General features: G+C 44.1%; 12 protein-coding genes. 7 read left to right on the forward strand and 5 right to left on the reverse strand.

Annotated features, from left to right (window positions below):
- The first annotated feature begins 29 nt into the window (after positions 1-29).
- The 7 genes from NC996_RS02765 (at position 30) to NC996_RS02795 (ending at position 7,260) form a co-directional block, all read left to right on the forward strand.
- Positions 30-1,232 carry a P-aminobenzoate N-oxygenase AurF gene (locus NC996_RS02765; protein ID WP_199302820.1) on the forward strand — a complete coding sequence of 401 codons (1,203 nt, stop codon included), beginning with the start codon at positions 30-32 and terminating at the stop codon, positions 1,230-1,232.
- 69 nt (positions 1,233-1,301) lie between these two features.
- Positions 1,302-2,351 (forward strand): aromatic ring-hydroxylating dioxygenase subunit alpha, encoded by a 1,050-nt coding sequence (locus NC996_RS02770; protein ID WP_199302815.1) that lies wholly within the window; start codon positions 1,302-1,304, stop codon positions 2,349-2,351.
- Between the two features lie 155 nt (positions 2,352-2,506).
- On the forward strand, positions 2,507-2,806 hold the full coding sequence (locus NC996_RS02775; protein WP_190435637.1) for a 2Fe-2S iron-sulfur cluster-binding protein: 300 nt from the start codon (positions 2,507-2,509) through the stop codon (positions 2,804-2,806).
- A gap of 55 nt (positions 2,807-2,861) precedes the next feature.
- Positions 2,862-3,884 (forward strand): Rieske 2Fe-2S domain-containing protein, encoded by a 1,023-nt coding sequence (locus tag NC996_RS02780; protein ID WP_190681500.1) that lies wholly within the window; start codon positions 2,862-2,864, stop codon positions 3,882-3,884.
- Between the two features lie 325 nt (positions 3,885-4,209).
- The gene (locus NC996_RS02785; RefSeq protein ID WP_190681503.1) at positions 4,210-4,941 is read left to right on the forward strand and encodes a sterol desaturase family protein; all 732 of its coding nucleotides are present in this window, start codon (positions 4,210-4,212) and stop codon (positions 4,939-4,941) included.
- Between the two features lie 59 nt (positions 4,942-5,000).
- On the forward strand, positions 5,001-5,609 hold the full coding sequence (locus NC996_RS02790; RefSeq protein ID WP_190681506.1) for an acyl transferase: 609 nt from the start codon (positions 5,001-5,003) through the stop codon (positions 5,607-5,609).
- Positions 5,610-5,715: 106 nt separating this feature from the next.
- On the forward strand, positions 5,716-7,260 hold the full coding sequence (locus tag NC996_RS02795) for a GH3 auxin-responsive promoter family protein (protein ID WP_190681785.1): 1,545 nt from the start codon (positions 5,716-5,718) through the stop codon (positions 7,258-7,260).
- A 59-nt stretch (positions 7,261-7,319) separates the two neighbouring features.
- Here the strand turns inward: NC996_RS02795 and NC996_RS02800 are convergent, their stop codons facing one another.
- The 5 genes from NC996_RS02800 to NC996_RS02820 all read right to left on the reverse strand — a co-directional run bounded on the left by NC996_RS02800 (position 7,320) and on the right by NC996_RS02820 (position 20,864).
- Positions 7,320-9,302 carry a diguanylate cyclase gene (locus tag NC996_RS02800; protein ID WP_190681516.1) on the reverse strand — a complete coding sequence of 661 codons (1,983 nt, stop codon included), beginning with the start codon at positions 9,300-9,302 and terminating at the stop codon, positions 7,320-7,322.
- A gap of 15 nt (positions 9,303-9,317) precedes the next feature.
- The gene (locus NC996_RS02805) at positions 9,318-11,291 is read right to left on the reverse strand and encodes an adenylate/guanylate cyclase domain-containing protein (protein WP_190681519.1); all 1,974 of its coding nucleotides are present in this window, start codon (positions 11,289-11,291) and stop codon (positions 9,318-9,320) included.
- A gap of 4 nt (positions 11,292-11,295) precedes the next feature.
- The gene (locus NC996_RS02810) at positions 11,296-16,902 is read right to left on the reverse strand and encodes a PAS domain S-box protein (RefSeq protein WP_190681522.1); all 5,607 of its coding nucleotides are present in this window, start codon (positions 16,900-16,902) and stop codon (positions 11,296-11,298) included.
- A 218-nt stretch (positions 16,903-17,120) separates the two neighbouring features.
- Positions 17,121-17,894 (reverse strand): DUF928 domain-containing protein, encoded by a 774-nt coding sequence (locus NC996_RS02815; RefSeq protein ID WP_190413370.1) that lies wholly within the window; start codon positions 17,892-17,894, stop codon positions 17,121-17,123.
- A 471-nt stretch (positions 17,895-18,365) separates the two neighbouring features.
- Positions 18,366-20,864, reverse strand: a complete 2,499-nt coding sequence (locus NC996_RS02820) for a CHAT domain-containing protein (RefSeq protein ID WP_339380237.1) — start codon at positions 20,862-20,864, stop codon at positions 18,366-18,368.
- Positions 20,865-20,974 lie beyond the last annotated feature (110 nt).

The raw sequence follows: 20,974 nt of genomic DNA on the forward strand, positions 1-20,974 counted from the left end.
ATAAAACACTAAACGAACCCAAAGACAACATGCTTCTAGAAGACCCAAAGGTTGACCAGCAACTTCAGATTAACGAAACCAAAGGGAACACCCTTCTAGAGAACTCAAAAGTCTATCGCAAGCTTCAGATCAACCACACGCGCAATAAACAGCAGGATCATACCCAACTGCTCGACGAAGCCGCAGCATCTTTCCGATATGAAGACTGCAAAAATGAGTATTGGAATCCGGAAGAATTTTCCTTACTCTACGGAACTCCGCTGTGGGAACAAGCGAGCGTAAGCCAAAGAGTAATCTTAAACCAACTTTATTGGGTGGCTTACTATTCGCAGATCGTTTCCGCAGAAATTGCCACGATTTACTTTAATCAGACTAGCGCCGCCGGACTTTACGCCCAGGAGGACTTCCGCCTAGTTTGCGATACCCTCGACTTAGAATCTGCTCAGGAAAGAGCACATATCAGCGCCTTCCGAAAAATCTCTAGCGAGGTGGAAGCACAGCTTTTTGGCAAGCGCGTCTTCAGCTATCCTATGCGCGGGCCATTTGCAGAAACAATGATTTTTGCGGACACCAATGCTCTCAAGACGTGGTGGAAAAAGCTCCAGTTGCAAAGCTTTGGAATGCTGTCAGCAGGCAATACTTTTCTGGCTTGCCAATACTTCACCGTTCGGGGTCTGCGAACGCTAAACGGTAAGCTGGTACAGCATAAGCTCAGCAACTACTATCAAAAACATCCCAACTCAGAAAACGCTCCCATTCCCTCGAAAATTTCCTTTTATCACTTCATGGATGAGAGCTTTCACTTTAACAGCTCTACGATTCTCTCCCATGACGTGGTGAAGTGCCTCAAGCCGCCAACTGCTTTTGAGAAGCTAGTGGCAAACTTGGGGATACGCGGCTGTCAGAGAGATCACTATCATTTTTCCGTTGCAATTAACGGGATTTTTTGGTACGACCCCGCCCTCTATTCGGCAATTTACGAGGTGTTGCGATCGCCTATTTTTGGAATGAGCGACCCAGAAGCCAAAGAAATGATGCGATTGTGCTTCACAGAGGAATCTGAAGGGCTGCACCTCAGCTACAAAACCCGTACAGAAGCGATGGATTCCTACAAAGTTTACCTCGAAAAAGTTGACTACGCTTGGGCAAGTAACCGGGAGATGTCCATCATGGCTGCTAATTCTATTCCCCAGTACCTCGCTACTCAAAAGAAGGCAATAGGTAATTGGTAATTGGGGCTACCAAAACTCGTACCCATTCCCTGCTTGACAAATAACAGTGGATATTCCCTCATTTTTGATATGAACCAGTTACAAAATCAAAATACACAACCTCTCTTAAAAATGAAAACATTTAATAATTGGGATGTTGTTGCTAAAGGCTGGTACATTGCTTGTCCTAGCCGAGAACTTCCTCAAGGCAAAGCAAAATCCTTAGAAATCTGCGGACAAAAAATTGTTATCTTTCGCGGACAAGATGGGGAAATTCGCGCTTTAGATGCCTATTGCCCTCACCTAGGAACCGATTTAGGAATTGGGCGTGTTGATGGAAATTCGATCCGCTGTTTTTTCCACCATTGGGCATTTGATGGAGAAGGAAACTGTCAAGATATCCCCTGCCAATCAGCGATTCCTGAAAAAGCTCGCCTTCAATCTTATGCTACTGATGAAAAATACGGTTTAATTTGGGTATATCCAGATTCAAAAGCACCAGAAGGTGTAGCAGAATTTGATGAACTTAAAGGCAAATCAATTGTAACAGTATACGACAAAGCATTTGAGCGGAGTTGTCATCATCACATTTGTATGATGAATGGCATTGATGCTCAACATTTACAAACTGTTCACAAAGTAGATATCAATATGAATCTATCCTTGCATCAGAATCAATCTGGCAATGTGATAGATTTTACCCTTCAAGGGGAGTTTCCTAAAACTACTCGGAGAGAACGCTTGGGACGAAAAATTCTCGGCGATACTTATGAGTATTCTATGAGGTATGCGGATGGCTGTATCGGACTTTTAACGATGATGAAGAATGTTCGGCTTTTTCCTTCACTGCACATGATTTACGCCTATACTCCAATTGCACCTGGAAGAACTCGTATTCAACCGATTTATGTGGCAGAGAAAAGAACAGGATTGTTTGGTTGGTTGGTGACGCAACTATTACTCTTGTTTACCCGTCTGGGATACTATGCTTTGAAAGGGGAAGATGGACAAATTTATGACAATATTCGTTATAATCCCAATGCAATTCTGAGTATTGATACGCCATTAGTTAAGTATATGTCTTATGTAAATCAACTTGAAGCTTCTGTATGGTCTAAAGATTTTGATATTACAAAATAAACGGTTTTAAATATAGTAACTTTGTTAGCTATAAAATTTTGTTTACAAACCGCCAAGGACGCGAAGTACGCGAAGGAAGAAGAAGAGAAAGAAGAGGTTAGTTATTATTTTTATTGTTAGCAAATTAAGCTTTAATTCCAATTTTTGAATTAAATATGAATGAGCAATGCTGTATCATCCGCTTTCCAGGGACAGATTATTCTCCCCTAACCTTGGAGAAGCACTCTAATCTTTCGGAGCATCTGACGGTGCAAAATTCTCCGGTACTCTTTGGATGTCGTACCGGGATTTGTGGGACGTGCCTTGTAGTTATAAAAGGGAAGATTCCTGCTCCAAGTGAAGATGAAAAGGAGGTGTTGGAAACTCTAGCACCAGGAAATAATCAAGTAAGGTTGGCTTGTCAGTTGGATCTCAGCAGTGACCTTGAAATCTTTGCTTTTGATAATAAAGAATGAAGCCAAAAAATCTTCTATTTCTTATTGTTAATTTTTAATTTATTGTGGAGGATTAGTGAAATTTGAAGATTTCTGGTATGTTGTGGCACTCAGCGAACAACTAAAGCCGAATACTGTGCTAGAACGCACGGTTTTGGGGGAATGGCTGGCAGTTTTTCGAGGAGATGACGGAAAGCCGGTGGCGTTGCGCGATCGCTGTATGCACAGAAATAGCCGTCTTTCTAAAGGAAAAGTCTGTCAGGGAACGCTCCAATGTCCCTACCACGGCTGGGTTTATGACAAAACTGGGAAGGTAGTTGCTGTCCCCGCAGAGGGAGAAGACTTTAAGGTGACTCATGCTCGTCGCACTCAGCATTATGACACCAGAGAGCAGGATGGATATGTCTATGTGAGGCTGGCACAAAAGCCGAGTGAGGAGTTTGAGCCTTTTCAAATGCCTTACTACGGAAAGCCTGGATGGGAGACGGTACGGGTTATTAACCGTTTTCGGAACAACGTTACCAACTGTGCGGAAAATTTTATCGATATTCCTCACACCGCCTCGGTTCACCCTGGGGTATTTCGCACCTCTCGCAAGCAAAAGCTGGAAATGATGGTAGAAAGGCGAGACGGCTCAGTTTTCGCAGAATACCGCAACGAAACGACTAACCTCGGTTGGTACACGCGCTTTCTGAATCGCAAAGGTTACGAGATTCGGCACACGGATAGCTTCCATATGCCAAACGTTACCAGCGTGGAATATGATATGGCACCGAAAAGAAGGCTGTTTATTACCAGCCAGTCGATTCCGGAAGCGGAGGATTCAACTCTCGTTTATACAGACGTAACTTTTAACTACGGCATTTGGAACAAGATTGCGCGTCCGTTTGTTCGCTGGACTGCCCAATATATTATCCGTCAGGATGTGGAAGCGCTTGGTATTCAGCAAGAGGTAATCGAAAAGTACGGCACCCAGTTTGCCAATACGCCAGCTGACACAATCCACGTCCTAGTGGAATCGATTCGGAGCAAGATTGAAGCAGGAGAAGATCCTAGAACTCTCTTGGATAAGTCTGTTCAAGTAACCTTTTGGGTTTAATCGGTGGGAGTCTATCAATGCTTATCAATCACTGGGAATCCGGAACCCCACCCCAACCCTCCCCGTTAACGGGGAGGGAGAAATCCTACTTCCCCTCCTTAGCGAGGGAAATGAGGCGGGTTTTGTAACCCTACCCCAACCCTCCCCGTTAACGGGGAGAAAGAAATCCTAATTTCCCTTTGTTCACGAGGGAAATGACCCAGGAATAGACAAACCTCTCCCCACACTCTGGCACCCTCTCCGTTAACGGAGAGAGGTTGGGGATGAGCTTCCAAATGATGACGATTCAATATCAGGCAACATTCCCTAAATTGAGTGATTAGCGATGGGAGTATTCTTTACTTTTGCGGTCTTAATGACGCTGACTGTGGCGAATCAGCGCAGTTTTACCGCCTTGCGAATGAGAACCTATGAGGACTGGATTTTAGATGCTGTTGGTCTGTTTTTTCAGGGTGTTCTCATCCCAATTCTTCAGCTCACAGTAGTTTACCATCTGTACCACTATCTTCTACCCAGCGATCGCGCCTTGCTTGCTCTGCCTCCAGTCGCAGCATTCTTGCTGAGCTTCGTGTTTGTGGATTACGTCTACTACTGGAACCATCGCTTGCTCCATAGTCGGTGGCTCTGGTCTCTCCACGCGGTTCATCATACCAGCACCGAAATGAATGTCTTGTCTACCTCCAGAAATACCCTGTGGACGAGCTTTTTGATCGTCTACTTATGGGTTCACGCTCTATTTATTTATCTGCTGCAAGATCCCACTTGGTACATCGCCGGTGTCAGTCTTAGCTCAGCTTTAGACTTATGGCGTCACAGCACCATAACTCCAACACCAAACTCTTGGCTATATCGCTGGCTATCGGCTTTGCTGATAGTACCCCAAGATCATGCTTGGCACCACGCCAGCAGATCAGTTTGTGGCAATTACGGAGCCAACTTTAAGCTTTGGGATTGGATGCACGGAACGTATTACAAAAGCGATCGCGTACCGGATTCTTTGGGGGTCAAAATCAACCTCACCTTAACTCAGAAGCTACTGTGGCCTTGGAAGAATTAGCAATTAAAAATTAAAAAATTGAGTTCTTCATTTTTAATGCAAGCATTTTTAATTTCACTATGACTTTCCTCGGCACAATACTCTCCTGTTTTCCCGCCTTAGTTATCCTGATTGCGATCGCGTCTTTTCTGGGGATCTGCTTCTTTCCAGGAATCTTCAGCATCTCGGCTCTTTTCCTTTCTCTGTATGGGTTTCCCCTGTTGGTGTATCGCCTCCACGAGCGTTTTTACCCAGTTAAGGAAGGGATCAGCTATCTCGGCAGCAAAGAGTATTCACCTTGGTGGGGAAGTCATCAGATTCAACTTATCTACATTGCGTTTCCAGCGCTGGAAACGTTGATACGCCTAATTCCCGGTGCTTTTTCTCTATGGCTGAGATTGTGGGGAGCCAAGGTTGGTAAAAGCGTTTACTGGACACCGCAGTTAGAAATTGCCGATCGCGGACTGATTGAGGTAGGCGATCGCGCAGTTTTCGGTCACGGAGTTGGCATCTACTCCCACATCATTAAACCTAGAAAACAGGACTTGATGCTGTATGTCAAAAAAGTGAAAATCGGCAGTAACGTCTTCCTAGGAGCCTGGAATCACATTGGTCCCGGAGTTGTAGTCGAGGAAGGAACCTACGTTCCGGTTGCTACCCACATTTATCCCAACAAAAAATTCAAATAATCTGCAATCGAAGACAGTTAATACCCCGCTTCCGGCTCCCCTCTCCGTCAACGGAGAGGGGCTGGGGGTGAGGTTCCAAATTAATCCTCCAAACAAATTTGATATGATGCGCCCTATTGTCAAGCTTTTCGGACAGCTTCTTTCCCCTTACGCCAATCACTTCTTTCAAGCACTAGAAAATCCCGAAAGAACGCAGCAATCCGTTCAAGAGGAAATTGTAGACAATCTTGCCAAGAGTGAATATGGCAAATTTTTAGGTATCCGATCGGTTGCAGATTGGCATCGCATTCCGATTGTTAACTACGACGATCTCAAAGAGTGGATCGAGCGGCAAAAAACAACCCAGCAGCCAATCTTGACACCAGAATCGATTCTCTTTTACGAAAAGACTTCCGGAAGTAGTGGCTCGGCAAAATCCATTCCTTACACCAAATCTCTTCGAGCTACCTTTAACCAGATGTTCTGTGTTTGGGCACATGATCTGATTCAGCATGGCCCAGGATTTTCTACGGGTAAGATATACTTCTGCATCTCTCCCCGGCTTGATACGGCAAGCCCAAATAGCATTCCCGTCGCATTGGAGGATGATTCGGAGTATCTGGACGAATGGTTAATGTTATTTCTTCGTCCTTTTCTGGTTTCTCCTCCCGGATTGAATCGCCTTCGCAACGCAGAGGAATTCAAGGAGAAACTTGCCCACGCACTCCTACTCGAAGAAAATCTGGAAGTTATCTCGATTTGGAGTCCAAGTTTCCTTCGCGTACAACTCGACTACATCCAGACGCATCGAGTACGACTGTGGAAAGAACTCAAAAACAAAATGTCAGCAAAGCGCTCTAAACTCCTCTTGGAGCCAGAGATTCCGTGGAAGCTGCTTTGGCAAGAATTGAAGCTTATTTCCTGCTGGGATAGCGCGAATGCTGCGGATGGTGCAGGGTTTTTGCGATCGCTGTTTCCGGGTGTCATGGTGCAGGGAAAAGGCCTCCTCGCTACCGAAGCACCGATGACAATTCCCCTGATTCAGGCACAGGGATGCGTTCCGATGCTCGATCAGGTGTTCTTTGAGTTTGAGGATGGAGAGGGGAAAATCCACCGACTCCACGAGATTGTGGCGGGGATTAACTACGAGATAATTATTTCTCAGAAAGGGGGATTATACCGCTACCGAATTGGCGATTGCGTGCGCGTCAGCCACTTTTATCAAGGAACGCCGTGTCTGGAATTTTTGGGGAGAAATCAGGCGACAAGCGATCTCGTGGGTGAGAAGCTGCATTCTGAATTCGTGCGTTCTGTCATTGAGGATTTGGCGCTAGAAAAAACGTTTTTCAAGAGTTTGGTGCCTGTCAGAAAGCCGGTGGATCGTTATATTCTTTTGCTCGACACTGCCAAAGAATCACCCGATGCGATCGCGCAACGATTAGATGATGCTTTGATGCGATCGCACCACTATCGACAAGCTCGACTTTTAGGACAGCTGGCTCCAGCGCGGGTGCTGGTCTCAAGACAAATCCCGGAAATTATCACCCTGTATGGGATGCGAGCTGGCAAGAAATGGGGAGACTTGAAACATCCTCTGTTAGCGATCGCACCCCTTGAGGAAGAATTGCTCGTCGAACTAGAAAAAGCCTCTCAGAACAGTTGTTTTCGCTGACATCTTCTCTAGAGATTTTGAGTCAGGAGTTGCATACAAAGAAAGGAAAAACCGAGTGCTTACACTCGCGCTACGCGATCGCGCCCCTCTTTTTTGGCTGCATAAAGTGCCGCATCAGCCGCATTAATTAAATGTTGCGGCAACAGTTCTAAATTGGGTACACTACTCGCCACGCCTAAACTGACGGTTACATAGCCGCACACTTTAGACTGACTGTGGGGAAGCGCCAAGTTACTGACTGCCTGTCGAATCGCCTCTGCTACGAAAACCGCTCCTTCAATATCAGTATTGGGAAGAATTACGGCAAATTCTTCTCCACCATATCGCGCCACTAAATCCGCTGGACGACGGACAACACTTTTAATCGCACCAGCCACCTGCCGCAAACAATCATCCCCTGCCAGATGACCGTAAGCATCGTTGTAGCGTTTGAAAAAATCTACATCTAACAAAATCAAAGACAGCGGTGCTTGTTCGCGTCTTAGTCGCTTCCAGTCAGTATTCAGACACTCATCAAATCGGCGACGATTCGCAATCTGAGTTAAGCCGTCTAGGTTAGCGAGTTGCCGGAGTTCCCGATTGGCAGACTGCACATATTGGTAGAGTTGGGATTGATGAATTGCGATCGCTACCTGATTTGCCAACTGAGACAACAAATCCACTTCAAATGGCTGCCAGTCACGAGGAGCAGCACACTGGTGAGCAATCAGTAACCCCCACAGACGCTCTTCTTTCAAAACCGGCATTGCTACAACAGCTTTGACCTGATAGCGTTGGAAAAACTCAATCCCATCACCTGTAAAATTAAACTTTTCAATGTTGTTCAAAACGATTGGGAATCCCTGAAAAAAGGTGCTAAAACATTCTTGAATCCAGGATGGATTCACAGTCTGTCCTAACATTTGAGGGTAGTTTTTACCAACTGATTCTGCTACAAAGGTGCCGTTATTGTTAGCTGCGAACTGGTAGATAGCCACCCGATCCGAAAGCAAACACTGTCGAATGCTGTTGACTGTCGCATCCAGAATCTCGTCTAAATTCAGCGATTGGCGAATTTGTTGAGTAACTTCAGCAATTAGCCGTTCCCGTGCTGCTTGTTGTCGCAACACTTCCTCCGCTTTCTTGCGCTGAATCATTGAGCCTAATTGGGTCGCGACTGCATTGACGAGTTGGAGCGATCGCTCATCCGGCGTGATTTCCTGCTCATGAAAAAATATCAAAACTGCCAGCACTTGATGGTCGAAGGCGATTGGAATTCCTAAGACTCCTTTAAGTCCCGCTTGCTTGGCAATTTGACTCCGCAGAAAAAGGGTCGAGTTCTCCTGCGTTATGTCTGCGATCCATTCCACTTGTTGGGACAGCCACACTCGTCCTGGCAATCCCTCCCCAAGAGAAAAACGAAACGCCTCACTCTGGCGTCGAAATTCATCAAAACGGATATCCTGGTACCAACATCGACAATATTCAAGTACAGTCCTCTTCGAGGAAGGCATCCATACTTCCCCAATATCCCAACCGAGATTTTGACAAAGATTGATTAAAATGACTTCTAATGCTTCTTCTACATCAGCAGCAGAACTAATTGCTTGAGTTGTAGTCAGTAAAAGTTGTAATTGTGTATTCTGAGTTTGCATCTGTAACTGAAACCGACGCAGCCGTAATTGATGTTCAATTCGTACTAAAACCTCAATTGGCTCAATCGGTTTGGTGACGTAATCTACTGCCCCTAATGTAAAAGCATTCACCTTATCAAAGGTTGCATCTAAAGCACTGATGAAAATAACTGGGATACTACAGGTTTGCTCTGAGGCTTTCAACTGTCGGCAAACTTCATACCCATCCATATCCGGCATTTTGATATCGAGCAAAATCAAATCGGCAGGGCTTGCCTGAACTGATTGCAGCGCTAGCTTACCACTCAGAGCAACACGCACTTTATATCCATGATTTGACAAAATTTTAGTTAACAAACTAACATTTGCTGGAGTATCGTCTACTACCAGTATTTTCTCTTTTAATTTTAAATCTTGACCCTGATCCATAAAGTGTTTTTATCGTTATTTTTGACCAATCAACAGATAAGTCATCATCTCCCCCTTCCCTTTTATTGAAATAGTCCCTCGTTCTTGGAAAAGGAACTGTTCTTTTAAGCGTTCGTAAACGGCAGCCGTGACCTGAGTTTGACCAGGAATCCCACTTGATTCCATCCGGGAAGCCACATTCACCGTATCTCCCCATAAGTCATAGCTGAATTTTGTTAAACCAATTACTCCAGCAACTACAGGTCCAATATTAATTCCTATACGAAGACTGAACTTTTCATTAATTTGGGTATTGAATCTAGCAATAAAACTTTGCATATCCAACGCTATCTTGGCAATTGATGAGGCATGATCCGCTCTTAGTATTGGTAGTCCTCCTACTACCATATATGCATCTCCAATCGTTTTTATTTTTTCTAATCCATGTCGATTAGACAATAAGTCAAATTCAATAAAAATTTGATTGAGAATTTCTACGAGTTCAGTTGGAGTCTTTGTGGATGCAAAGTTAGTAAACCCTACTAAATCAGCAAACAAAACACTAACATCAGAAAAACTATCGGCAATAACTTGTTGCTTTTGTTGTAACCGCTCGGCAATTGGTTTAGGTAATATATTTAATAAAAGTTTTTCTGTTTGCTTTTGAGCCAATTTTCGCTCTGTGATATCAGAAACCGTTCCCTCATAATAGAGAAGTTTTTCTTTTGAATCACAGACTGAACGCGCGTTTTCAGAAATCCAAATAATTGTCCCATCTCGGCGGTAAACTTGAGACTCAAATCCCCTGACAGCATGATTAGAATTCATTTCTTCTATAAATTCACGCCGTCGATTCGAGTTAACATAAAGTTGTTCTTCAACATTTTGACTACTGTTTATTAATTCTTCTGGAGATTCATACCCATAAATTTTCGCCAGTGCTAAGTTAGCGCTCAAATAACGCCCGCAAGGTGTTGTTTGATAAATTCCTTCTACTGCATTTTCAACAATACTGTGATAGCGTTCTTGAGTAATTCTGAGAATTTCTTCAGTTTGCTTGTGATAGATTAAAGGACTTAATTGTGTAGCTACTGCGGTTACTAAATTAATGGTATGTAAATTAATCGGAACCGAACCTTTTTTATAGAAAACCAGAATAGCTAATACTCGTTCGTTTAGTATAATGGGAACTCCAAAAGCAGATGCTAAACTAGCATTTCCTATTTCCTCCCCTAAAATCGGCAAATCTCCGGAATTTAGAATCTTTTCTACCCATTCTGGTTTTTTAGAAACAAATATTTTACCTGGCAGCCCTTGATTAGGAGCCAAGGCAACTGTTCTATTTTGTTTTTTGAAATCCCAGAAACTAGCGTGGCTAGAATACCAATTCTGACTGCATTCTAAAATATTATTATCTTCGGTGGGCAACCAAGCTTCACCATAATCCCATTGAATTGTTATCCCAACTAAGCGCAGTACAGCTTGTAACACGGAAGGAACATTATTTTTGCGACTAATCGCTTGAGTTGTTGCGAGTAAAAGACGAAGTTCAACTTCTGCTTTTCGCCGTGAATCTAGGTGTTCTTGCAATAACTTATTTTGCTCTATTAGTTGCATTTTTAGCTCTCGAATGCGTAGCTGATTCTCGATTCTGGCTAATACTTCTAAACGTTTAAAAGGTTTTGTGATATAGTCAATACCACCAACTGTAAAGGCGTTTACTTTGTTATTCGTATCATCTAAAGCACTAATGAAAATAACTGGAATGTCGCGAGTTTTCTGAGAAGCTTTTAGACGTTGACAAACTTCATATCCATTCATTTCTGGCATATTGATATCAAGCAAAATCAAATCAGGAGGATTTGAATTGCAAGCGTTGAGTGCGAGTTGACCGCTAGGTGCAACTCGCACTTTGTAAGACTTTTCAGATAAGATGTGGAAGAGAAGTTTTAAATTTGCGGGATTATCATCAACTACTAGGATATTAGGTCTGGCGATAGGTGCTTCCATCGGATTATAAGTCTTTCACAGATTGAATCAATATCAACAATTGCTCAAACTGGTATTGATTAACTAATGTCATTAAAGTTTTTGACAACACATCATTTTTGGGGTGCAATTCCTCAATCAGTGTAGCGATAATTTCTAAATCTCCCTCAACAAGAGCCTGATATAAATCTTCTAACCAACTTTTAGGTAAATCAGCCAAGTCGGCAGTATTTAAGGCTGGCAGTTCTAGTATTTCTTTCTCAGATGTAGCAGTCATTTCCTCATAAGTAAAAGAGACATCTAAATGCTTGTGGATAGCATTAAAAATATCTTCTTCTCGAAAAGGTTTGCGGATAAAATCATCACAGCCAGCTTCAATAACAGATGCTTTATCTTCATTTAAGGCGCTGGCAGTCAGGGCAATAATCGCAGTACGAGAATTGGCTAATGTCTTTTGAACTGAAGGTTTCTGATTCTCTCGCTTTCTAATCTGTTTAGTGGCTTCATAGCCATCCATTATCGGCATTCGTATATCCATCCAAATTAGATGAGGTGAACTACGTTCCCAGATTTCTAATGCTTCTTTGCCATTAGAGGCTTCTAGTAATTCAAAGCCAAGAGGCTGGAGGAGTTTAAGCAGCAGTTGGCGATTAAAATCGCTATCATCTGCGATTAGTATTTGATAGCGAGGTTGCTGGGGTGCGAGTGCAATAACGCGGCGGTTTTGGAGGGGGATTGCAATCTCGCTGGCAGCGATAATATTTGCTTGAATGTTAAATTTAAACGTTGTTCCTTTTGCAAATAAAGCACTTGCATCCTCACTAAATTCCCTGATGGGGGTTCCAGGAGTGAAAACTTTGCCACCACTAATGAGGGTTATTTCACCTCCCATTAAATGGATAAATTGACGGCTAATTGTCAATCCTAAGCCAGTTCCTTCTTGTACTTGTTGACCAGCGGCTGTTTGCTCGAAAGGTTTGAATACTTTGTCAAGTTCTTCGGAAGCAATACCGGCTCCCGTATCGGAAACTTCAAAAATAATTGAGGAAAGGGGAGACAAAGAAGGAAATTCGGAATTTGTTGTCCCTAATTTCACTTTAACTAAGACTGTTCCGGAATCGGTAAATTTAACGGCGTTACTTAGTAGGTTAATCAACACTTGACGCAACTTAACTTCATCTGTGCGGAGGTATCGGGGAACATCAACATCACAATCAAATTTTAGGTTTAAGCTCTTTTCTGTAGCTTTCAAAGAAAACATCGCTTCGACATCATTTAGCAAACTGTAAAGATCGAAGTTATTTTCACTCAGCGTCATGCGTCCAGCTTCAATTTTGGATAGGTCAAGGACTTGGTTAATCAGTGTCAGCAGGTGTTCTCCACTGCGACGAATGATCGTGAGATTTTCTTGCTGTTCTGTTGAAAGATTGGGGGCACGACTCATGAGGTGGGAAAAGCCTAAAATGGCATTGAGGGGGGTTCGGAGTTCGTGACTCATGTTGGCGAGAAAGATGCTTTTGGCGCGGTTAGCAGCCTCAGCGGCTTCTTTGGCTCGTTCAAGTTCAGCTTCTACTATTTTACGAGTGGTAATATCGACTCCGATTCCCAAAACGCAGATTTTATCACTTGCAGGTGGATGCAGAGGAATCTTTTGCCACTGAAACCACTTATCTTTGTTATTTGCGCCTGTCACTTTTTCTTCGGGAATAAATAAGGCTTGACCCGTTTCAATGATAGAGCGGGTTTCTTGGAGGAAATGCTCAACATCCTCTAAGAATGGATGGAAGTCTACATCCCGTTTACCCACCAGTTCTTCGACAGTCGTGTTGTAGAGCTTGGCAGCAGCTTTGTTAAGCAGCACAAAGCGTCCTTCCCAGTCTTTTACAAAAATGGTGTTGGGGTCATTATCAATTACCTTTCGCAGGAACTCTTGTTGCTGCCGAAGAGCTTCTTCAGCAATTTTGCGATCGCTAATATCTAGAAGTACCCCCCGCCAAATTATGCTGCCATCAGCTTGGGATTCCGGGCGAGAGCTAGCTGCCAGCCAACGAGCGCTCCCATCTGGGTGGAGATACCGCCACTCATAATAGAAAGGCATTAAATTGTCGAGGCTGATTTTTAAAGCGGCGTTATAACCAGGGAGGTCTTCTGAGTGATATCGAGCTAATATGGCAGAGAAATTTTCCATCGCCTCGTGAGCGGAAATCCCTAAAAGTTCGCCACACCCTTCACTGATGTAGTCTAGAAAATGTCTGCCGTCAGCACAGTAAGTGTAGGTGAAAACCGCACCGGGAAGGTTATCGGCAAGGCTTCGCAAGCGAGCTTCGTTCTCCCGTAAAGCTTCTTCTATTCGTTTGCGATCGCTAATATCGATAGCATGACCCACAACTCGAAGTGCCTGTCCGTCTGCGCCTCGCACAACCACCCCATAATCCACCATGTGAGTGTAGCGATCTTCTCGGTGACGGAACCGATATTCAAGCATATACTCATTTTGATGAGCGATCGCCTGGGAAAACGTTCGCGAAACCTGCGGCAAATCCTCCGGATGGACGCGATCAACCCACCACTGACCTGTGAGTCCGGCTTCTTCGGGACGATATCCACTGGTTTCATAGAGTCCCTGCGTCCGCAGAACAATATTCTGCTTCAGATCCCAGTCGTAAACATATCCTTTAATTGCCGATGCCGCTAGCTGAAAACGTTCGTTGCTCTCTTTGAGCGCTTGCTCTGCCCGTTTGCGCTCGGTGATGTCAATCGCCACACCTCCAACAAGGCGTTCTCCAGAGAGGTTCGCCAGCGGAAACTTGTATACCAGAAAATCCCCGATTGTGCCGTCCGTTCTGGGAGCTTGTTCGATCGCCTCTACTGACTGATTCGTTTGGATGACTTTCCGAATGTTTTCCAGATACTGTTGCGCGAATTCATCGCTATAAAGCTCTGTAACAGTTTTTCCAACTACATAGCCTTCTGGGATTTGGAGTATCTGGCGGTAGGTTTTGCTAGAGAAAACAATTCGCCCATTTTCATCCGTGATCCAAGAAGCCGCCGGACTGTTATCCATGAACCCATGAAAACGGGCTTCGCTTTCTTTTAATGCCAGTTCTGCCTGTTTGCGAGCCGTAATATTCGCGAATGAAGATACCACTGCATACGGCAGAGATTCGCCAGCCCGAAATAGAGGTTGGGCGTTAATAGAAATCCAGGTTAAGCTACCATCTGGCTTGTAAACTCCCATTACTACATCAGAGCAAGGTTCGCCAGTTCGTAGCGTCACCATTGCTGGATGTTCCTCCCCTGGAAAGGGCGAACCATCTTCACGAATGGCTCGCCAGCTGGGATCGAGGGAAGTTCGTTCCATCATTTGCTCGCGAGACAAGCCGAGAATTCTGTTAGCACTGGCGTTACAGGTATGGATAACACCGTTGGCATCCTGCAAAACAATGCCTTCTGCCATCGTTGTCACGACTGAACGATAGCGTTCTTCGCTTTCCTCTAAAGCAGCCGTGAAACGTTGGCGTTCTGTGATATCTCGCACGATACAAACCACTTCATCAGCACCACTTTTGACGATGCGTGTCTCGTAGTTGTGAATGCCATCGGGTTTTTCCACCTCGTGTTCGTAGGTTTGTCGCTCTCCGGTTTCAACTGCTACCCGAAAATACTCTAGCAGGTCATTTTTAACCTGTTCGGGCAACGGTAAATCCCATAAGTTTCTGCAAATTAAAGCTTCAGGCAGCATCTGAAAGGCTTCTTCGCCTGCTTTTACGTCTAAATAAGTGCCGTCTATCCGGTGCCGGAACATTGCATCGGGAATCGCGCTCAAAAGCGCCTGCATTCGTTCTTCATTCTGATGCAAGGCTGCTTCTACCTGCTTTCGTTCGGCAATCTCCTGCTCTAGCTGGGCATTGGTTTGGGCTAGTTTAGCAGTGCGCTCTTGTACTTGGCTTTCTAAAGTACGGTTGTAGTCGGCAAGCAGATGTTCTGCTTGCTTGCGCCAGGTGATGTCAACGAGCAAGCCATCCCAAATAATGTCACCATTGGCTTGCTGTTCCGGGCGGGAAGTGGCTTGCACCCATTTCAAGTCACCAGAAAGCGAGGTAATGCGACCTTCCCAGTACCAAGGCTGCAAGTCTCTAGCAGAAACTAGGATGGTTTCATTTAGCAAAAGCAGGTCATCGGGATGCACCGCATTCCAGGCAATCTGAGGATTTTGGACGATCGCTTCTGGTTCATATCCATAGATATCACGAGCGCCAGAACTCATGTAAGTAAACTCATGGCTGCCGTTTGGATGGAGGATGTACCGGAAAATTACGCCTGGTACATTTTCCGCGAGATGGCGAAACTTCGCTTCACTTTCCCGCAGCGCGGCTTCTGCTTGTTTGCGCTCCCGGTTTGCTATGTGCTGGTCTTCCAGACTGCGATAAGCGATAAGCGCAACCGCAGAGCCAGTCATGCCGATTAGCGGGGCAACGACAGGGAGCCACCAGCTGGCTAAAAAAGCTAGGTAACTGCCACTTGTCAGAATTCCCCCGATTAAGCAAATGCTAACCCCAGAGACAATCCATCTGGCAGCAACATTCTGTTTCAAGGGGTTGAAGCGAAGTAACGTCCAACTCACTCCACCACCAATCAAACACCAGACCAAAATCCATAAGGCTTCTTTTGGTTGAGACCAAACCTGGATCAAAGGACGACCCTCTAAAGCACCACTCAAAATTTGACTGATTAAATTGGCATGAATGACGACGCCCGGTAATCGTTTGGGAGTCGCAAAGAGACTACTACTATAAGGGGTGAAGGAAAGGTCATTGAAGCTAGAGCCGATTGCGCCGATTAAGACAATGCGATCGCGTAAAAGATTGGGCGGGATGCGGTTCTCTAGAACATCCGTCATCGATACCGTGGAGAAATTTTCTAACATCCCCCGGTAGTTCAACAAAATCTGGTACCCACCAGAATTGGCACGAACGTAACCGCCTTCATTTCCCGTAAATGGGGTAAATACAGCGTTCCCTAATCGCAATTTATTAGCACCAATGCTCTGGAGGCTAATCTTTTCTTTTTCCAGATACATTAAAGCCAGCTTTGCGCCTAAGCTCAGATGGGTTTTACCATCAGATGTTCTAATAGACAGCAACCCTCGACGGACTTTGCCATCTGCATCTAACACCAAATCCGCGAGTCCCACTTGGTTCAGACGATTCAACGCTGGGGGTGGAGCAACCGGATTTCCTACCGCTTTTTCGACACCCACTAGATTAGGCGTAGATTCAAATACTTTCACCAGTGCTTGATGACCAGGAGGGACTGGCAAATCTCGATAAATATCCAAGCCAATGGCTCTGGGTTGCTGAACTTTCAGTTTTGCGATCGCTTCAGCTAACAGAGCATCAGAAATAGGCCATCGTCCCACCTTTTCAATATCTGATTCATTGATAGTAATAATTACAATACGGGGATCGATTGGTTCGCGAGGTCGCCAGCGAAAAAATTGATCCAATATCGCCAAGTCAAATATTTGCAGTACGCCTAAAGAACTTGTAGCGATGACTGTGCAAGCCACAATCGGAGCTGTAATCAGTAGCCCGCGCCATTGCCGAACTTGGTTTTTAAGTTTTTGTACCATTAATTTATGAGCATCAAAAATAAGAGGAAGGGGAAAAGGAAAATGCTTCTTCTTTCCCTATTCCCCTTATCGATTTTGGCAATTGATTGATGCTTGAATTTGATTTGGCAGCATCCGACTCAACTCGCCTGCTTTCCGTCTTAAGTATATTTACTGAACTAATTCAATCCTTTTCTGCCCTACTCTTAAATCCTCAAAACTTTAGATTTTCCCATAGCCTAGTTTAAAAGTGGCTTGGTAGCGATCGCTTGTAGCCCAATCGAGTTTAACAATTCCTGCCATGTTGAAGCCAAAGTTGCTTCACTCGGCTCTAAGCGTCTAGCTTCAGCTAAACTTGCTACGGTATCGAACCAAATCCCGTGTTTTCCATACAGAGCAGCACGCTCTAGTAGAGGTTGATTCTGAAGCTGGCTCATTACCTCGGAAGTGAGTTTAACTCGTCGAATTTCTCCTTGTACCCCAGGGCTACCGGGTCTGAGTCCTTGTTCGCCAATGATGATAAAAGTCCACCGATACTTCTTGTCAATTTCTAGAGGTGGCGCATTATCTGGAAGTTTGAAACTAAGAATGCCTTCTTGACTCGAAATCGGAATTTTTGCTTGGTAATGAAAATTGTTATTTTCGTCTACTAATCCAAAAAATATTTCCTTAGCAGAAGTTGGAGGTACATAAACCAAGAATGTTGGATGCTCTGCTACTGTCAACTTGCTTGTAGCTATTGGCACCAGCGGAGTCACGCACTCGCCTGTAGCGATTACTGCTTGAGGACATTCATCACCACGAGATGCACCTCCTGCGGTGTCATCTGGTTGTCCACTTCCTGGAGGTTCAAAGGTTACGCGACCTATCGAAGTACCGGCTAGAGTTTGAGATTGGTTAACCGACTCGGATTGGGCGATCGCTTTAGTCAAAAAGCTAGGAGCAATAATCAGTCCTAGTGATAAAAAAAATGCAACTAGCGTTTGAGTGGTAAAAGATTTGTGCTGTACCATTTTCTTACCTCAAAAAAAATATTGTACTGAATTTACACCTAATTATTACTGTAATAACACGTAGATTTCTTCAGTAGAAATACTTGGTTGTTGTAAGAAGTTCCCCAGCGAACAGTAATCATGTTTATGGACTTTTAGAGTTTCTATCGAAAGTTAAGGCTAAAAATAGGCAGATAAAGGGTTCGTGAATGCGAGATTCCCGACTTGGTTAAGAAGTTCGGAATCTGAACCGCTAGCTCATAACTCCAATAGGATTGCCATCAATACGGTTCGATTAGTAGAAATATGCAATAATTTTCGCTGCCTAGGAACAAGGGTTATCGAGGCTTTTTAATCTATTGCTGTTTAAGGAATCATCTTATCCGAACCGTTTTGCGATTGCTATGTTACCTGGGGGTAACTCTCTGTTAGCCTTATAGAAACAGAACCTCCAAAAATTGCAAATTAAGTGGACTGAAAACTCCTACCTATTCAAAGCCAACTTCCTACTAAAATAAAAGATGACCAGTAAAAAGGATGAGCATATTTTGGCTGTTTTAGCAGAGCTATCTGTGCCTGACGAAGGGCTTTAACTTTGCTTTCTCCTTGTAAGAGTTGCTGATAAAATTCGCCCATAAGCTTAGCAGTGGATTCATCTTGCACTGACCAGAGAGTTGCTAAAGTACTGCGTGCGCCAGACCGCACGGCTACTCCTGCTAATCCTAATACCGCTCGCTTATCACCAGTTGCAGTTTGGCAAGCACTCAGAACTAATAGTTCAATCGGATTAAAAGTACCCGGATCTCTAGAACGTAATAAATTCTCGAATTCTTTGACATTTATCCTACCATTCCACGTCAGAATAAATGTAGAATCTGAGCTAGAGCTAAACTGCCCGTGAGTAGCTAAATGAACAACCGTAAAAGAATTTTTATTCAGATAGTTTTGTAAGTTTACTTCGGTAAAATCCTCATTTATAAATACTTTGGAAGGAACTTCAGACGCGATTTGGCTGACTTCAGCTCCTACTCCTGGCAATGCTGGAAAACCTTGTCGAGCTTCGGTAATTCCGCCTGCTAAAATTTTGTTTCGCTTTTGGGCAAGTAACTGGCTTAACGACGCACTTCCCACGCGTGGTGCAACCAACTGTAAACCCGGAGCTACTACTATATTGTATTTTTCAATGAGATATTGTTTACCGTCGTACAGCGCTGCCATTGGTAAACTTCGCAACGAACCGTCTAGCACAAATACTAAAGTGGCGATGTTACTTTTGGTTAATTCTGTTTCAACAGGTTGGATTAACCAGCGATAAACTTGCTGAGACAGACGCAAACGAGCTTCAGTTGAAAAAAATGGATTAAGAGATTCTAATAACTGCTCCAGCGTTTCTTCAATATCATTTTTCACTAGCCGAGTCGAGTAATGGCTGAGAGATTTTCTGGGTAAAGATAAGATTACCTCTAAACGATTTGACAAAATAATGGGGTAGATGACTGCTGCTTGAGGATCGAGTTGATCGATTTGCTGGGGTTGAACATCTAAACAAGCTTCTCGAAAAAAGTTATCTAATTCTGCTAGATGTAGCGCTTCCATAACTTCGCGAGCTTGTTTAATATTTGTTTGACTGGGATTAGGTTCTAACAGTAACTCTACTAACTCACGATAAATGGGTTCGACGTTTTCGCGAAAGGAAAGTTGAACGTCGGGATTCAGCGCGATCAAGTCGCTGCGGAGGGATTGTAAGGTCTTAACAGCTTTGGTGTAAGCAGCGATCGCATTCGGAATATCGCCTTGCTGTTTGAGAAGTTTGCCGAGTTGTCCTTCCCAACGAGCCACAATACTAAAAGCATTAATTTCTTGCGCGATCGCGAGTGCTTGTCTCGTCAGATCTTCTGCTGGTTTCCATTGCTGCATTTGTTCGTACAGGTATCCGAGTTGACCCAGCGCGTAAGATTCAGCACGCGAGTCTTTAAGCATTCGCGCTTGTTCGACAGCTTTTGCTAATATCTGAGCAATCTCTTGAGAATTGACCATCTGCGATCGCTCTTCCCGATTTCCCAATTTTATGAGAGTTCTAGCCAAGTTCACTCGACTGTAAACAGCAGCGCGACTAGGTAAGATACTTTCTAATTGAGACTGGATTTGGGGTAATAATGCTTGGGCTGCGGCTGGTTGTCCAGTTTCTACTAAAAGGCTTAATCGGTTCAGTTGGACTTCTAAAACTAAAGAATTGGGAGAACTCTCTACTATCTTTCGGTAGATTTCCAGCGCTTCCCTCGGTTTTTGTAAAGCTCTAAGAGTATTTCCCAAACTAAATAAACTGGCATTAATCTCTAAGGGAAAGTTTAGCCTTTGGGCAAGTGACAAACTTTGTTCTAAAACCTGCTGGGACTGAGTTAAATCTCCGACTACTTGTAAGGTAACTCCCAGACTTCGCAATCCTGATACTTTCAGCGAGGAATCTGGCAAGTTTTGCAACTGAGTATTTAATTGTTCTAAGTTTGTTTTAGCTTGTCGGTAGAGTCCTAATGCTTGCAAAGCTTGAGCTTGGTTTATCAAACTGCCTAATTTCCCAACGTCGTCGCCTGCTGAACCGTAAGCTTTTTCAGCTTGTTTCCATGTATCTAAAGCCGCTTCCGTTTGTCCCAATGCTAGCTGGAGGCTGCCTTGAGTATTCAAAACTTGGGCAAGAGTGGCTGCATCGGGTTGGGTTTGCAATAAGTTGAGACTTTGAGCGATCGCGTTTTTCGCTTGCTCCCATTGACCCAATTCTTGATAAGCGTTCGACAGATAGCTTAAAACGAGGGCAGCGTGGAGGCGATTGCCCTGCGCCTCCAGGTTTTCGAGCGCTTGTTGCCAGAATGCGATCGCTTCATCAAATCGTCCTGCTTCATACAGGGTTCTACCTTGTTCTAGTACAAAGGCATCATTCTGTTTAGATTCTGAAGGAGCATCAGAATCCGGAATATTTTTAACAATTGATACCAATTGTGAATCAAAATAAGAAAATTTAAGATTAGTCTGCGCTAGTGCCGGTAAAAATGCTGTCACCAAAAAAAGTGTCAACAAGCTTAGCAAAATCCGATAATGAATACTTT

It is taken from the genome of Trichocoleus sp. ST-U2 (assembly GCF_039961875.1).
Classification (GTDB): Bacteria; Cyanobacteriota; Cyanobacteriia; order Cyanobacteriales; family FACHB-T130; genus FACHB-T130.

Coding starts and splice junctions, on each gene's coding strand:
- NC996_RS02815 (WP_190413370.1), bottom strand. CDS start 17,894: ATGGTACAGCACAAATCTTTTACCACTCAAACGCTAGTTGCATTTTTT.
- NC996_RS02795 (WP_190681785.1), top strand. CDS start 5,716: ATGCGCCCTATTGTCAAGCTTTTCGGACAGCTTCTTTCCCCTTACGCC.
- NC996_RS02765 (WP_199302820.1), top strand. CDS start 30: ATGCTTCTAGAAGACCCAAAGGTTGACCAGCAACTTCAGATTAACGAA.
- NC996_RS02790 (WP_190681506.1), top strand. CDS start 5,001: ATGACTTTCCTCGGCACAATACTCTCCTGTTTTCCCGCCTTAGTTATC.
- NC996_RS02810 (WP_190681522.1), bottom strand. CDS start 16,902: ATGGTACAAAAACTTAAAAACCAAGTTCGGCAATGGCGCGGGCTACTG.
- NC996_RS02775 (WP_190435637.1), top strand. CDS start 2,507: ATGAATGAGCAATGCTGTATCATCCGCTTTCCAGGGACAGATTATTCT.
- NC996_RS02805 (WP_190681519.1), bottom strand. CDS start 11,291: ATGGAAGCACCTATCGCCAGACCTAATATCCTAGTAGTTGATGATAAT.
- NC996_RS02785 (WP_190681503.1), top strand. CDS start 4,210: ATGGGAGTATTCTTTACTTTTGCGGTCTTAATGACGCTGACTGTGGCG.
- NC996_RS02800 (WP_190681516.1), bottom strand. CDS start 9,302: ATGGATCAGGGTCAAGATTTAAAATTAAAAGAGAAAATACTGGTAGTA.
- NC996_RS02770 (WP_199302815.1), top strand. CDS start 1,302: ATGAACCAGTTACAAAATCAAAATACACAACCTCTCTTAAAAATGAAA.